The 14,535-nt window shown below is 58.6% G+C and carries 10 protein-coding genes and 2 pseudogenes; 2 read left to right on the top strand and 10 right to left on the bottom strand.

The window, feature by feature from the left end:
• Window positions 1-509: 509 nt before the first annotated feature.
• From QQL24_RS20460 to QQL24_RS20415, 10 genes and pseudogenes are all read right to left on the bottom strand, one after another.
• A protein-coding gene (locus QQL24_RS20460) for an IS630 family transposase (RefSeq protein ID WP_284314149.1) occupies window positions 510-1,573 on the bottom strand; the annotation gives its coding sequence in 2 pieces (ribosomal slippage) (window positions 510-1,087 and window positions 1,087-1,573; 1,065 coding nt in all).
• A gap of 837 nt (window positions 1,574-2,410) precedes the next feature.
• Window positions 2,411-3,733 carry a beta-barrel domain-containing protein gene (locus QQL24_RS20455; RefSeq protein ID WP_348536475.1) on the bottom strand — a complete coding sequence of 441 codons (1,323 nt, stop codon included), beginning with the start codon at window positions 3,731-3,733 and terminating at the stop codon, window positions 2,411-2,413.
• A 508-nt stretch (window positions 3,734-4,241) separates the two neighbouring features.
• Window positions 4,242-6,647, bottom strand: coding sequence for a phosphoketolase family protein (locus QQL24_RS20445; protein ID WP_284314148.1), 2,406 nt, complete (start codon window positions 6,645-6,647; stop codon window positions 4,242-4,244).
• Between the two features lie 45 nt (window positions 6,648-6,692).
• Window positions 6,693-8,405 carry an ABC transporter ATP-binding protein/permease gene (locus QQL24_RS20440; protein ID WP_284314147.1) on the bottom strand — a complete coding sequence of 571 codons (1,713 nt, stop codon included), beginning with the start codon at window positions 8,403-8,405 and terminating at the stop codon, window positions 6,693-6,695.
• A gap of 431 nt (window positions 8,406-8,836) precedes the next feature.
• Complete coding sequence (locus tag QQL24_RS20435; protein WP_284314146.1) at window positions 8,837-9,418, bottom strand: hypothetical protein; 582 nt, start codon at window positions 9,416-9,418, stop codon at window positions 8,837-8,839.
• A gap of 306 nt (window positions 9,419-9,724) precedes the next feature.
• Window positions 9,725-10,078, bottom strand: a complete 354-nt coding sequence (locus tag QQL24_RS20430) for a hypothetical protein (RefSeq protein WP_284314145.1) — start codon at window positions 10,076-10,078, stop codon at window positions 9,725-9,727.
• 120 nt (window positions 10,079-10,198) lie between these two features.
• Window positions 10,199-11,377, bottom strand: a complete 1,179-nt coding sequence (locus tag QQL24_RS20425; RefSeq protein WP_284314144.1) for an acetate/propionate family kinase — start codon at window positions 11,375-11,377, stop codon at window positions 10,199-10,201.
• Window positions 11,378-11,380: 3 nt separating this feature from the next.
• Complete coding sequence (locus tag QQL24_RS20420) at window positions 11,381-12,340, bottom strand: phosphate acetyltransferase (protein ID WP_431310724.1); 960 nt, start codon at window positions 12,338-12,340, stop codon at window positions 11,381-11,383.
• A gap of 26 nt (window positions 12,341-12,366) precedes the next feature.
• A pseudogene (locus QQL24_RS36720) lies at window positions 12,367-12,450 on the bottom strand (DUF3141 domain-containing protein); the annotation flags it as partial.
• Between the two features lie 672 nt (window positions 12,451-13,122).
• Window positions 13,123-13,464, bottom strand: a pseudogene (locus QQL24_RS20415) (transposase family protein); the annotation flags it as partial.
• On the opposite strand from QQL24_RS20415, the gene QQL24_RS20410 reads away from it, so the two are divergent.
• A complete protein-coding gene (locus QQL24_RS20410; protein WP_284314170.1) occupies window positions 13,447-13,653 on the top strand; it encodes a hypothetical protein in 207 nt (68 codons plus the stop codon). The pseudogene QQL24_RS20415 and the gene QQL24_RS20410 sit on opposite strands and share 18 nt — an antisense overlap.
• Window positions 13,654-13,906: 253 nt before the next feature.
• Window positions 13,907-14,503 carry a bestrophin-like domain gene (locus tag QQL24_RS20405; protein WP_284314143.1) on the top strand — a complete coding sequence of 199 codons (597 nt, stop codon included), beginning with the start codon at window positions 13,907-13,909 and terminating at the stop codon, window positions 14,501-14,503.
• The last annotated feature ends 32 nt before the right edge of the window (window positions 14,504-14,535 follow it).

Here is a 14,535-nt window from a genome sequence, read left to right as displayed (position 1 = left end):
ATGCGGCCTGAGGGTCCAGAAGATGCTGAGTTGGGTGAGGAAAGCGCTACGACGGGCCTTGGCGTTGCCCGCGGAAATTAACCCACAGGAACGCCACGACAGGTTCATACGGCGCTGTGTGGGATTGCCTGATGATAGGCGGTGTCCCCGCGACAGCCAAGGACGCTTCTCGGTCGCAATGCGGCCCCGTAGGGACAAGGGCAGCGTAGACCACGGCGCGCCAGCACGGCCCCCGCGACACCCGATCTCGATGCTGCGTTCGTGGCCATGGTGAGCGTCACGTTGCGGGGCCTCTACTCACCCCAGGGCTGGGGCAGTTTTGCAGGAGAGCCCCAGCCCTAAGAGTGCCGCTGGTATCAGGCTGGCACCAGTTCGATAATGCGCATGATGCTGGGCTTGTCGCTCAGCCGCTCCGAGCAGTGTCAAAGCCTCTCAACGCGACTCAAATGGACCCAAATGGTTGGTCCCCTCAACCAACTGAAATACTTGAGTAATACCAACGGCCCTAATTATTGACCGATATGGGCCCAATCACGCATTCCGATTGAAGTGATGACGTTTGGTGATGCGGTGAGCTTGTTCCAGGCCTCGCATGCAGCGTCGATGATGTCCTGATAGGTGTCGAAGACACGATTGGAGAGCCAGTTTGCTCTGAGGTATTGCCAGACATTCTCGACAGGATTGAGCTCTGGGGAGCGGGAAGGCAGCAGGATCAGAGTGATGTTGGCGGGGACCTTCAGCTTGTTTGTCGTATGCCATCCTGCCCGGTCGAGGATGAGGACGGCGTGGGCGTCCTTGGCCACCAGGCGACTGATCTCGTCCAGGTGCTCCTGCATGGCTGGCGTATCGGCATAGGGCATGGCCAGGCCGGCGCCGACGCCGCGAGCCGGACAGATGGCTCCAAACAGATAGGCGCTCTGGTAACGCTGATCGGCCGGCTGGCGTGGCCTGGTGCCGCGGAGCGCCCATTGACGTACAAGGCCATTCTTCTGGCCTATCCGCGCCTCGTCCTGGAACCAGATCTCGATCGGCTTGTGCTTGGGAAGATGGGCCAGATGCGCCTTCAGCGTAGCTTCGAAGTTTTTTTAAACGCCGCGATCGTTTCGGGCTTCTGGCCGGGATGACGCGCACGGGCACTGATATGGGAAAAGCCGATCTGCTTGAGGATCTTGCCCACCGTACGCTCATGATAACTGACGCCAAAGCGTTCCTCGATAACGCGCTTCAGATCGACCCGGCGCCACCGCACCACGCCATCCTCGACCCGGTCCGGTCCCGTCTTCACAATATCGGCGAGGGTCGATAATTGCTCGGCACTCAGGCGGGCCGAGGGTCCCTCATACCAATGATCCTTCAGCCCATCGGGACCGTGCTCGTTGAATTGGTGAACCCAGTCGCGCAGTGTTTGCCGGTCCATGCCGCCAATCCGCGCCGCTTCTTCTCGACTGCGCCCCTCCAACACCGCCGCCAGCGACAGCAGTCGGCGACTCTGATTGGCATGCTTACCATTGGCCGCCAGCCGCCGAAGCTCGGCCGGAGTGTAATCTAAGCGTAGCTTCACTGCTGCAGGCATGACGCAGGACCTCCCCACGCCATCGAATCAGATCACGTTGATTTGCGGAATCCCCTTGAGTCAGAATTCGGGCCCCTTGGTATAATTCGCTTAGCGTGTCTGGGGGAGAAAATCTTGTTCGGCCCCAATTTGAGGTATCAACTGCCCATCAGCGCTCAAGGGTTGGCCAGCGCCCGTGCGACGCACGCGCCAATCGAATTGCGACGCCCTTAGAAATGGTAAGTTCGCCGCAAGGCGGATTGCCGAATTGCATTCTGGCAGAGGTCCATAGCAGCGAGCCCTTCTCTTCAAAATGAATCTCCCGCCAAGGCACAAAAAACGGGCGGCAAAACAGCCCAAAAATTCTCCAGACGCCAACCCGAAGACCAGAGGGGCACACACTAAGAGTCAAAATACCTCTCATGCGAACGTTCCTACTCATTGCGCCCGATTGGCCTCTGAGACGCAGATAAGGTACCTCGCCCTGGTCCGGATAGCGATGCATCAGTTCGTGCCAGCCCGATCGGCGCATTAGGATGATTGTGATCGCAAGCCAGAGCAAGGCTAAAGAGATCCCGGAAATCATGGGGCCAAACAATCGCATCGTTTGCTGAACTCGATCCTCGAAGCACCCAATAGATGGTTGCGGGATGCACGTCGAGCGCCTTGGCGACCTGGCGCGCTGATGGCCCTGCATTGATGAGCTTCTGGCCCAGAGCAATCTGCTCCACCTTGAGCAGCGGCGGTGGGCCGAAGCGCACGCCCTTATGCCGCGCCGCCGATCGGCCGACACTGATTCTCGACTGAGGCCCTGCCAGGAATGGCGTCTTTAGGACCGTGACACTATCTTGAAACTGTTCATCTCTCTTTGAATGCTTCACTCGTCACCTCGACGATGGGCGAGAAGACATATTCGAGGATCCTGCGGCTGTCGGTCTTGATCTCCACCGTCGCCGCCATGCCGGGGGTGAGCGGCACATTGTGGCCATCGGCGCCCATGATGGTCTTGTCTGGCACGAGCGTGACCGGGAACACCAGGTTCTGCGTACGCTCGGCGCCGGCAAATGTGGCGTTGGAGATCTGCGCAGCCGGATTGCCTTCGAGCTCTTTGGCATCGGGCTCGGGAACGGCGTCGGTGACGACGTTGGTCACCTTGGCGGTGATGGTGCCGTAGCGGGTGAAGGGGAAGGACTGGATCTTCACCACCGCTTCCTGCCCCGCCTTCACGAAACCGATGTCGGTGTTGAGCACATAGACCCGCAGCTCGAGCTTGGAATCGTCGGGCACGATGCGCATGACCTCCTGCCCGACCGTGACCACCTGGCCGACATTGGTGATCACCGATTCCTGCACCGTGCCAGAGAGGGGGCTGAGGATGGTCTTGTGCTCGCGCTCGGCCGTCGCCTTGGCGAGCTTCTGGGTGAGATCGTCGATCTGGCGTTCGGCATCGCCGAGCTTCTCGGAATTGTCGCTGATGAAGCCCTGCAGCGTCTTGTCGATCTCGCGCTCCAGCACGGCCGCGCCTGCCTCCGCATCGGCGAGTTCGCCCTGCTGGATCGCCTCGTGAGTGATCTGGTATTTGAGAGTTTCGGTCGCGTCGATAACACTCGATTTGGTGTCAGTCTGTTTTGCCGCCGCCGTAGAGCGCATGGTCACGCGATCCTGCAGGGTCGAGATCAGCGATCTCTGGGTCTCGATGGTCGACGCGAACTTATCGGCGCCACGAATGCCATCGGCCAGCACGCAGCCCGTGGCGATCGCCACGTCCGGATTGGCATGGAAGAGCTTCTCGATCTCCACCAGGAAATCGGCATCGGGCAGGAAGTCGTCGTCGAAGAACACCATCACATCTGCGTTGCTGGCGGCCATCAGCACATTGCGCTGACGGCACAGGCCCACCGGGCTCGACACTGTGACGAGCTGGGGATGCGCCTGTCGGAGCGTCTCTACATCGGCATCCTCGGGCCTTGCCCGGCAGATCAGGAACTCCTCTGGCGGGCGTTCCTGGTTGCGCATGAAGAGCACAGTATCGGCAAGCACCTCCCGGCGGCCGGCTGTGGCGATCGCAATAGCGATCTTCAGCATAAGTCCCGCCGTCGCTGCGAGTCTTCGCCGTGTGCCGCGTGCCTTGAATTCGGGAAGGCTGGCGAGATAGGCATCGGCATCTGATTTGAGTATCAAGGTGCGGCCACCGCTTTTGCGGGCTTTCAACTCTCCGGCGTTCAGAAGCTCATAGGCGTGGGAGCGCCCTATCGAGGCATAGTCGCAAAATCCCTTGAGGGTGAACGCGCCGAGCTAGGTCTCTCTCCGTGCGATGGCGATGCCCACGCGCCGAAATCGGGGTATGATTCCCCCTGAATGTTCATCCAGGGCGATTAGAGCCGCGGCGGATTTGAGGCCCGGCTCTAAAGCGTTTTGCGATTTGACGGAATCGGTTGGAATCGCAAAGATGCGTCGAAACAAAGAGTGAGAGCAAAGCAGCGTCTACGCTTAAACGCGCTTTGCTCTAGAGCGTTTTACTTTCAGATCGAACCACCAAGAATCGCAAAACGCTTTTTATACTAGCAAGTTAACTTCCAAATTCGCTCCTGCCTGAACGCATTTTGCTCTAGAGATGGCGTTATGCCGCGCACGAGCGGACGCACTGAAATTCCTCAATCGCAAGCTCATCCTGGTGGCTCACGTCAGTTCAGACGTTGTCGGCTTCCGTGGAGCCCTGCGCCGCGGCCGCCTCCAGCCGACCCCAGCGCCAGCCGGCGATCTCGGGCATGTCGTCGCCATTCCGCGCGATATAATCCTTGTGCTCCATAAGTTTGTCCCGAACGGCCTGCTTGGCATAGGCAGCCCGTGAGCCGAGCTTGGGAACGCGGTCGATCACGTCCTCCACAAGATGGAAGCGATCGAGATCGTTCATGACGCACATGTCGAAGGGAGTGCTGGTGGTCCCCTCTTCCTTGTAGCCACGCACATGCAGGTTTGCATGGCCGTGCCGCCGGTAGGTCAGCCTGTGGATGAGCCACGGATAGCCGTGAAAGGCGAAGATGATCGGCTTGTCCGTCGTGAACAGTGCATCGAAATCATGATCGGACATGCCGTGTGGATGCTCGCTGGGCGGCTGCAGTGTCATGAGATTCACGACATTGACGACGCGGATCCTCAAGTCCGGCGCGTGGGTGTGAAGAAGCTGGACGGCCGCGAGAGTCTCCAGCGTCGGCACATCGCCGCAGCAGGCCATCACCACGTCGGGTTCGGTGCCCTTGTCGTTGCTGGCCCACTCCCAGATCCCGAGGCCCGCGGTGCAGTGCCGTATGGCCTCCTCCATCGTAAGCCATTGCGGGGCCGGCTGTTTGCCCGCCACGATCACGTTGACATAGTTGCGGCTGCGCAAGCAGTGATCGGTCACGCTCAACAGGCAATTGGCATCCGGCGGCAGATAGACGCGGACGACTTCTGCCTTCTTGTTGACGACATGGTCGATGAAACCGGGATCCTGATGGCTGAAGCCATTGTGGTCCTGCCGCCAGACATGACTGGACAAAAGATAATTCAGCGAGGCAACCGGCTGGCGCCAGGGGATATCGTTACACACCTTCAGCCATTTGGCATGCTGATTGAACATCGAGTCGATGATGTGGATGAAGGCCTCGTAGCATGAGAAGAACCCGTGCCTTCCCGTCAGCAGATAGCCCTCGAGCCAGCCCTGGCACTGGTGCTCGCTGAGCATCTCCATCACGCGTCCGTCCGGGGCGAGGTGGTCATCATAGGGATAGATGTCGCCAAGCCAGGCGCGGTTGGTTACTTCCAGCGCATCCTGCCATCTGTTCGAATTGTTCTCGTCGGGGCTGAAAAGCCGGAAATTGCGTGCATCCTGATTGAGCTTCATGACGTCGCGCAGGAACGTGCCCATGGCCCTAGTCGATTCCGCGATGGTCTCCCCGGGAGAACTCACCGTGACCGCATAGTCGCGATAATCCGGCAGGCGGAGATCCTTCAGGAGCAGGCCGCCGTTGCTGTGCGGATTCGCGCTCATCCGACGCTTTCCCTTCGGGGCAAGTTCCGCGAGTTCCTGCCGCAGGCGGCCTCCATCATCGAAGAGTTCCTCGGGCCCATAGCTCCGCATCCATTCATCGAGGAGGCGGACATGCGAGGGATTGGCGTGCATTTCCCCCATGGGCACCTGATGCGAGCGCCAATATCCCTCGGTGCGCTTGCCGTCGATCTCCTTGGGGCAGGTCCAGCCCTTGGGCGTGCGAAGCACGATCATCGGCCATCGGGGACGCTCGATAACGCCGCTCGCCGCGGCATCGGCCTTGATCCGCCCTATCTCGGCGACGACCTGATCAAGGGTCGCCGCCATCGCCTCATGGACCTTGGCCGGCTCGTCGCCCTCGACGAAATAGGGCGTGTAGCCATAGCCGCGAAAGAGCTGATCCAATTCATCGTGGCTGATCCGCGCCAACACGCAGGGATTGGCGATCTTGTACCCGTTGAGATGCAGAATGGGCAGCACCACACCGTCCGTCACGGGATTCAGGAACTTGTTAGAATGCCAGCTCGTTGCCATCGGGCCGGTTTCAGCCTCGCCGTCGCCTACCACGCAGGCAACGATCAGATCCGGATTGTCGAAGGCGGCTCCATAGGCGTGGGACAGCGCGTAGCCGAGTTCGCCGCCCTCGTGGATGGACCCAGGCGTCTCGGGGGCGACATGGCTGGGTATACCGCCGGGAAATGAGAACTGGGTGAAGAGGCGCTTCATGCCCTCTACATCCTGTGAAATATTCGGATAAACTTCGCTGTAAGTTCCTTCCAGATAGGCATTCGCAACCAGCGCCGGACCGCCATGTCCGGGACCCGTGACGTAAATCATGTCCAGGTCATGCTTTTTGATGATCCGATTTAAATGCGCATAGATCAGGTTCAGGCCCGGCGTTGTACCCCAGTGGCCTAGAAGGCGCGGCTTGATATGTTCCTTCGTAAGGGGTTGCCGCAACAGCGGATTATCATAGAGATAGATCTGCCCGACCGCTAAATAATTGGCTGCCCGCCAATAGGCATCTATCAACGCCAGTTCCTGAGTCACTCGTGAATCTGCCATGACGCCGTCGCCCCTTTTGATGATGGTGCGCTCAACATCTAGACCTTAGCTCTGGGGCGTCAATTGTACGTCAGGACGGGTCTCGACCCAGGTCCAGCTACCATCCTCAGCGCATTCGAGTACGGCTTCGCAGAGATCGGCGACGGCCTTGGTCTCCGAATTGACGAGATAGGCAATCGAGTTCCGCGAAAGCAGGCCGAGGCACCTGCGCGCCCGGTCGGAGCCAAGCGTGCTATCGATGCGGTCCAGGAAGGCGAATTGCGGTGCTGCAAGGAGGGTGTAGACAAAAACCAGCAGGCGCCGATCGTCCAGGGAAAGCAGCGACTCCCAATCCTGGGGAGTGTCCAGCCCGCCCGCACGTGCCAGGACGTGGTCGAGATCCAGATCATGCAGCATTTCTCGGAGGCGCTCGTCCCCGGTTTCACTTTCCCGTGAGGGCGGTACGAGAGCCTCCCTCAGCGTGCCGGGCGGCAGATAGGGCTGCTGGGCCAGGAACAGGATGTTGCCGGAACGCGGACGCAGGATGTGTCCGGAGCCAGCAACCGAGACGCCCCCGGTTGCCCTGAACAAGGTGGTCCGCGCCGCCTCGTTGGGGCCCGTGACCAGCACATTCGACCCGGGGGCAATTGATATCGACAAGTCCTTCAGCAATATCTCGCCGGTGTGCGGGGAGAGCAAGGTCAACCGATCAAAGTCCAGACGGCCTTCCGTTTCGCCAATTTCGACGGACCCGCCTACTCTGACCTGCGCATGCTCGATGGCGCTCATCAAGGAGCTGAGCCTGGCAACCACGGCGGCGAAATTCGACAGCGATTGGAACTGCGTGATGATCAGCGAAAACGCTGCCACCATTGTCGAGAATGCCATCGCCGATTGAGTTACCACGCCAAAAGCGATGTCTCCTCTCATGAATGCCGGTGCGATGATCAGGATGGGAATGATTTGTATCAGCCAGCCATAGCCCGTGGTGAAGAAGCCTACATTGCGGTTGACTGCCGTGATGACGCGAAAATTCGCGATCAATTCATTGAGCTGCTCCTGAAGGCGGCTTTTCTGCCGTTCCTGGCTCCCGGTCAGCATGATCGCCTCTGCATTCTCGCGGATATGGATCAGGCCGAAGCGGAAACTGGCCTCCTTATCGAGCTGGTTGTAGTTGAGGTTCACCAGGGGGCGCCCCAGGACAATCGTCAGGTATGATCCACAGGCGGCATAGGATACCGCCACGATGAAAAGCAGCGGACTGATCGACCACAGCACTCCGGAAAAGGCGATGACGGTGAAACTGCTGTTGAGGCCCATGAGCACGAAGGACAGGGTCATCACCGTGAACGTGCGGAGGTCCTCGGCGATGCGCTGATCCGGATTGGCAAGTTCGCTGGAGGCATCCAGGCGATAGTAAGTGGCGTCGGCCAGGTAGAATCCGATGGCCCTCCGGGTGACGAATTCCCGCCAGAGCAGGGCCAGACGTTCCTCGGCAAAGCGCGCGATGACGGCGACCACCGTGGAACCCGCGAACACGCCGACGTAAAACAGCGCCTGCCGAATGAACTCTTCATTGTCGCGTTGCGTGATCGCGGTCATGAAGTTCCGGCCGACATAGCTGTTGAGGACGTTCAGCCCGTTGACCCCACCTAACAGTCCGACCAGCGCGACAAACATCAGCTTGGCCTTCCAGCCGACCTCTGAGGCCGCGAAATGTCCAATCGCGTGGGCAAAGCGCGAAAGCGTCGTTTTGAGCGGAATCTTCTGCTGTTCCATGGACCCAAATAGCCATTAAATGGGATGATCATCAGCCTGCGGGATCGCGACCATCCCCGGCAGAGATTTCCGGGCTGCGCAAAGGGCGACAGGCGCAGCTCTAAGGCCAAGCTATAGGGACATTCGGAATATCAGGACGCCCTCTTGAAAAACGCGATATTCGCAGGCCGTGGAAAAAAGCCTTGGTTCTTATGATTGCCTAAAGTAACCGGCAACCGTGCCATAGATTTCCGTGGTCTCACTAAAGTCTACCCTCACAAGACACACTAAGCCTCAAGTCGCACTATGTCGCTGATGGATGCACTGGCTGGTGCCATGCTAGGTTTGTCCGTGAACACAATTCCTGGTCCGCGGCCTCGCATCAAAGGCGGAGGCCGATCTGACGTAGTGCTACATAAGGTTTGCCGACGACGACGCAAGCGGAGTGCCTTTTACTCCTTCAAGATGTGGTAGGCCTCCCCAAAAGTCAGGCTCACCATATCACCCTTCCGCAATGTACCAAGATCGGCCTGGATGGCTGGATCCATCACCCGGAGAGAGTTGTAGCCTGCGGGGCCAACATAGTGAACTATTCCTGAGGACGGATCGAAGCTTTCGAACTTCGCCGTCAACGTCACCGAATGCGCCACATATTTGTCAGGGAGATTTTGGAACCTCGGCTCACTCACTGTCTCGGTGTAGGCGACGCCTGGCCTTTCGCCTCTTCTGGCTCTCCGCATGTTTAGAACCGCACCATCGGCGCGCCTGATTTGGAGCCTATCACCTGCTCGAATCTGGTGTAGATCGCCAAATATCGGCGGAACGTCAACGAGCCATTTGTAGGCCCCCTGCTCCACGATGACGGTTCGGTTGCCCGGATTGACGGCTGCAACCGTCACGTCGATTCGTTCAACTTCCACAGGCCCCAGCCCTGCAATAACCACGGTCTCGCTTGTTATTTGCGGATGAGGTGCGCAAGCTGTCATGCCTGCTGTGATTAATAGAGCCAATATCAGGGCAATTCGTTTCGGCACAGGGGATCTCCCAAGCTTGAAGTGAGTTTAGCCTAAGCGTATAACTACCCGGTCAATTGCAACATTGCAAAGCATAGCCTGCGTTTATTCTGACGACTTCGGTGATCATCCTTTCATAAGCTTTTCCGGAAAAGGAAGCTTCATTCCCGCTACTTACCAGAGTCATCCACACTGCCTCGGGCTTGCAGCGCTCAAAGCTGGTCAAGGTCAGAGCGGTAGATATTCTCCTTGATCATGGTGCGGGAGTGGTAGTCGAAGCACCCACCGCGGGATGCCTAGTTCACGCCTATGCGGACAAGGGCCACCTTACTGGCGGCGGACATTCGGACACTGTTCGAGGCAAACTGAATCGAGCGCAATTACCTTCTCTTCCGCAATGTTGGCCGCGAGTGAAGGTGCCACTATCAAACGGCGACGTCTGTTGTCCTTTGTGACAATGACCACTTGCAACCATCCCAGTCTCATCGCCCCTGTGCCACGTGCCCGCATTGTGAGCGAGGAAGTCAGTGGCCATGCCGACATCGTCGATAGTGACAACTCACGGGCAAGAGCCCTGACTTTGGCCTTCGCGAGCAGTTCGTTGCGATGCCGCAAGCCGCGCTTTGCGAGCGGACCGAGCGAGATGGCATGGATGCGAACCGTCTTGGTGGACAGCGGCATAGCAGATTTGCTGTCGCGCTGGTGCGTTTTGGCAGTGAGGTGGACACCGGCTTGTATGAAGAGAGTACCTCGCGACAGAGGAAAGAGCGTTTCTCAACTCAATATTGACCGGAAGCCACCCTAGCTTGCATGGATGAGCGCCAGGGTATGGCGTGCAATCATCACTTCCTCATCAGTTGGCACGACGAGGAGCGCGACACGGCTTTTGAGCGTCGATATCCTTACGGCACCGGCCTCATTGGCAGTCCGATCCAGCTCTGCTCCCAGCCAGCCAAGCCTATCGGCAATGCGTGCGCGGATTGCAGGTGCGTTTTCGCCCACTCCCGCAGTGAAGACGAAGGCATCGAGCCCGCCAAGTGATGCGGCAAGCATGCCGGCATGCAGTGCACAGCGATGGATGAAATGATCGATGGCAAAGGCAGCGCCAGGCTCATCACTCGCCAGCAGATCCCGCATGTCGTTGGAAACGCCTGACAGGCCTTTGAGACCTGAATCGCGGTAGAGCAGATCGGAGACCTCGGCCGCGCTCATGCCCTTTTGGGCAATCAAATAAAGGACGACCCCAGGATCGAGCTGGCCCGGCCGAGTACCCATCGGCAGGCCGTCAAGCGCGGTGAACCCCATGGTGCATTCGACACTGCGCCCGCCGTCCAGCGCGCACATCGACGCGCCGCTGCCGAGATGGGAGACGATGACCCGCCCGCCCGCAAGATCAGGTTCAACCTCCCGAAGACGTTCGGCGATATATTCGTAGGAGAGGCCGTGGAAGCCATATCGGCGCACGCCGCCATCATAGAGCGCACGAGGCAGCGCATAGCAGTCGGTGTGAGGGGGATGGCCGCGGTGGAAGGCAGTGTCGAAACAGGCGACCTGCGGCATGGATGGGTCGATGCCCATCGCCAGCCGGATCGGTGCCAGGTTGTTGGGCTGGTGCAGCGGTGCCAGGTCTTCCAAAGCCGTGAGGTGCGCAAGCACGTCCCTATCGATTCGCACCGGACGGTCGTAATCGGGGCCCCCATGCACCACTCGGTGGCCGATGGCCCGTAATTTGAAGCCGCCCCGATCGCGGAGCCATACGCGGACTATCGCTGTAGCGGCCTGGAGATCGGGAACCTCGGTGGCAGCATAGGTCCGGTCGACCAAGACTGAGCCGTCGGAGCTGTTGCAGCGCAGGCGGGGCCGCGTTCCTATGCCGTCAATCTGGCCGCGCAGTTGACGCGATAGCTCGCTGCCCTCGATCGCGAAGATCTGGAATTTGAGGCTGGAAGAGCCGGCGTTTACGACGAGAATGACATCCATCGTTCAGGCCACCGCAATTGCAGCATCGCGCCGCCGCGCCGCCGCGTAGAGCGCGGCAACCGCACAGGAGGCAAGACGCGTGCGCACCGAGTCGGCCCGCGAGGTCAGCACAATCGGTACCCGCGCGCCGAGCACGACGCCGGCGGCGTCTGCATGCGTCAGGAAGGTCAGATTCTTCGCCAGCATGTTGCCGGCCTCCAGATCAGGCACCACCAGAATCTGGGCGTTTCCGGCCACTGGGGAAGAGATTTGCTTGATGCGAGCGGCTTCAGGATTGATCGCATTGTCGAAGGCTAGAGGACCTTCGAGCAACCCACCGGGGATCTGGCCGCGATCAGCCATCTTGCACAGGGCAGCCGCCTCGATGGTGGAGGGTATCTTGGCGGTTACGGTCTCGACGGCAGACAATATCGCAACACGCGGCGTGCCAAGTCCGATGCCGTTCCACAGATCGATGGCGTTCTGGATGATGTCACGCTTGGCATCGAGATCAGGAAAGATATTGATCGCGGCATCGGTAATGAACAGGGTCTCGGGATGTCCGGGTACGTCCATGATGAAGACGTGGCTGATCCGCCGTCCAGTGCGTAGACCAATGGCTAACGCCGCGACCTCGCGCATGAGTTCGTCAGTGTGCAGGCTCCCCTTCATCAGGAGTTCGCCTTTGCCCTCCCGAATCAGCGCGACAGCCTTTGCGGCGGCAGCGTGGCTGTGCGGGGCATCAATGATCTCGTGAGGGGAAAGGTCGATGCCGTGTTCGGCGGCGACGGCAAGGATTCTTGCTTTCGGTCCGACCAGCACCGGGTCGATCAGCCCTTCGGCTGCCGCGTCTACCGCCCCTCGCAGAGAGGTCTCATCGCAGGGATGCGCAACAATGGTCACGGCGTGCTCGTGACTGCGGGCAACTGCAATCAGCCGGTCGTACTTCGAGAGTGCAGTCTGCTGGGCAGATCGAATGGGCATATGGGAACTCCTCACAAAACTGTCTTTTGCTTGGACCAGAGCGTGTTGGCGGGGTTCTGCTTCCCGAAATTCTGCACCAGCGCGGCGCCGTCGAAGATGCCGGAACCCAGAGCCTATTCGATCTAGATGTGATGTCACCCCACTACATTAAAGCGACAAATGTCTATCTGGACCCTGTACTAAGGTGCAATTGCAGACCAAAATTTGACACGCTATACTATAAATTCTAATTTTTAAACATTTTTTTACGGGATAAATACACAAAATATTGGTTTTGGCGGAGCATATACGTCAATTACGCTACATCATTCCATTTAGGATATAGGCCCCACCGGCCGTCGAGGGTCGCCGTATGTTCAAGCTCGGCGCCAGTGGACATTCAGGCCAAGAGGCACCTTGATGGCATATCAACAGGATTTGGAACTCGGTATTGCCGAGCTGCGGAGATTTGCGAGGTCGGAGTTGTCGTCATCCATACCGCTTGACGTTAAGGTGCCCCTCTTCATAAACAACTATGGAGCTCTTTTTTTGCCTTCTGCCTAGTGTACCTTGGTTCTATATCACTATAGCGAAACTGTGATTACCCAGTGATGGACAATTAACAAGTCATTGTAGGTCGGCAGACATACTTGGCGCCGTAGTATGAAAATCTACGTCACTTGGATGATTCAGCGCTCTTCGGACCTCGGCTCAATGCCGCCCGATTGTCAATCTCAGGCTTATGCCGTGAACTTCGGTGGGTCGCTGGAAGCACCTTCGCTATTTTCGCGTAGGGATTTTCGTAGCCGGCCAATCCCTTCGCGTTGCAAACAGCGGTGGAGCGAGGACCGCGTCAGGTGCGGGATTGGCGGTTGCAGAGCGTAGAGGCAGTTGTCCAGCGGCAGGTGTGTATGCTGTAGGAAGGCGACGATGACCGTCTCCTCCTGGATGGATAGCACTGGCGACCGCGGCTCCTTCGGGCCGGTCGGCGGATCGGCAACGGATGTCCGCTTCTTCCACTTCGCTACGGACTTCTGATTGATCCCGCAGCGCCTCGCCAATGCCCTCGGGCTCTATTCACTATGCTGTATCGCTCGACGGATTGCCTCTGTCGTGGTGGCGCTGCCGTGGAGAACCTGGCCCATGGTGCCTCCTTCCATTCGCTGGAGAAGATCGCACCACCAAAGCCCGGGATCAAAAACCTGGTCCATCTTTTAAATCTGGACGGCGTGCTTTCTATATTGCCACGTCCTGTCGCCCTCATTGCGGAGGATGAATTTCTGCTGCGTTCGGTGATAGTCGAAGGTTTGATGGAACGGCCTTGGAGATCATAGAGGCGGAGAGTGCACCAAGAGCGCCGGCCGCCATTTGACTCAGTTCCTCGTTTATTTTACCGTAACCAAGACTTCTGGTCTCCGGCCCTCTTGAAGTAGGCTACGCTTTCTTTCAAAGTGAGAGGTCACGCCGGTGGTATTCCAGTTATTTGCTTTCGGAATTACCGCGCTATTCTTCATCAGTTCTCTGCTCTTGTTGCATTGCGGGCGGCTACTTGGCCTGCGACATATGAGAAAAGAGGGCGTCGACAGCATGTCGAGCCTCACCACCATCGAGAGCGCAGTATTCGCCTTGATCGGATTGCTTCTTGCTTTCACCATATCTGGCGCATTGCAGCGCTTCGACGAACGCCGGCAGCTAGTCCTCCAGGAGGCGAACGCGGTCAGCACCGCCTATGACCGTCTCAGCCTTTTTGAGGGGCAAGCTCGCGATCTACAAGCCAAACTGAAGGACTATACGGCCGACCGGATTGCGCTGTACCAAATGCCGCGTGATCTGTCGCTCTGGCAAGGCACGGAACTTTGGCCCCCCGAGCAACTGATCAAGATACGGGAATCCAAGAAGAAACTCTGGGAAGCCGCAATCGAGGCCTGCCCGCAGTCCAATTATCGGTCCGCGTGTACATTGGCGCTGCCGGCCCTCACCAATGTGTTCGAATTTGCGAGGCTACGCGAGGGGGCCGCCGAAAGACATCCGCCCCAAATTGTCTACGCCATGCTTTTCGGATTCGGGCTGGGTGGATCGCTGCTCGCCGGATTCGGCATGGCCGGAGCACGCAGCGGGGTCCACATGCTGATTTTCGCGGCGATGCTGGCGATCACGCTTTATACCAAGGGGCGTGGATTCTGACTCAAGGGGATTCCGCAAATCAGCGTGATCTG

The organism is Labrys miyagiensis (assembly GCF_030160835.1).
Lineage (GTDB): Bacteria > Pseudomonadota > Alphaproteobacteria > Rhizobiales > Labraceae > Labrys > Labrys miyagiensis.
Note: the sequence above shows the minus strand (reverse complement) of the source record. Positions and strands in the feature narration are given on the sequence as shown.

What these genes read in the sequence shown, in the direction of transcription:
- QQL24_RS20430 (WP_284314145.1), bottom strand. Translation starts at nt 10,078, where the DNA reads ATGCCGCTGTCCACCAAGACGGTTCGCATCCATGCCATCTCGCTCGGT.
- QQL24_RS20445 (WP_284314148.1), bottom strand. Translation starts at nt 6,647, where the DNA reads ATGGCAGATTCACGAGTGACTCAGGAACTGGCGTTGATAGATGCCTAT.
- QQL24_RS20405 (WP_284314143.1), top strand. Translation starts at nt 13,907, where the DNA reads ATGTCGAGCCTCACCACCATCGAGAGCGCAGTATTCGCCTTGATCGGA.
- QQL24_RS20425 (WP_284314144.1), bottom strand. Translation starts at nt 11,377, where the DNA reads ATGGATGTCATTCTCGTCGTAAACGCCGGCTCTTCCAGCCTCAAATTC.
- QQL24_RS20440 (WP_284314147.1), bottom strand. Translation starts at nt 8,405, where the DNA reads ATGGAACAGCAGAAGATTCCGCTCAAAACGACGCTTTCGCGCTTTGCC.
- QQL24_RS20420 (WP_431310724.1), bottom strand. Translation starts at nt 12,340, where the DNA reads ATGCCCATTCGATCTGCCCAGCAGACTGCACTCTCGAAGTACGACCGG.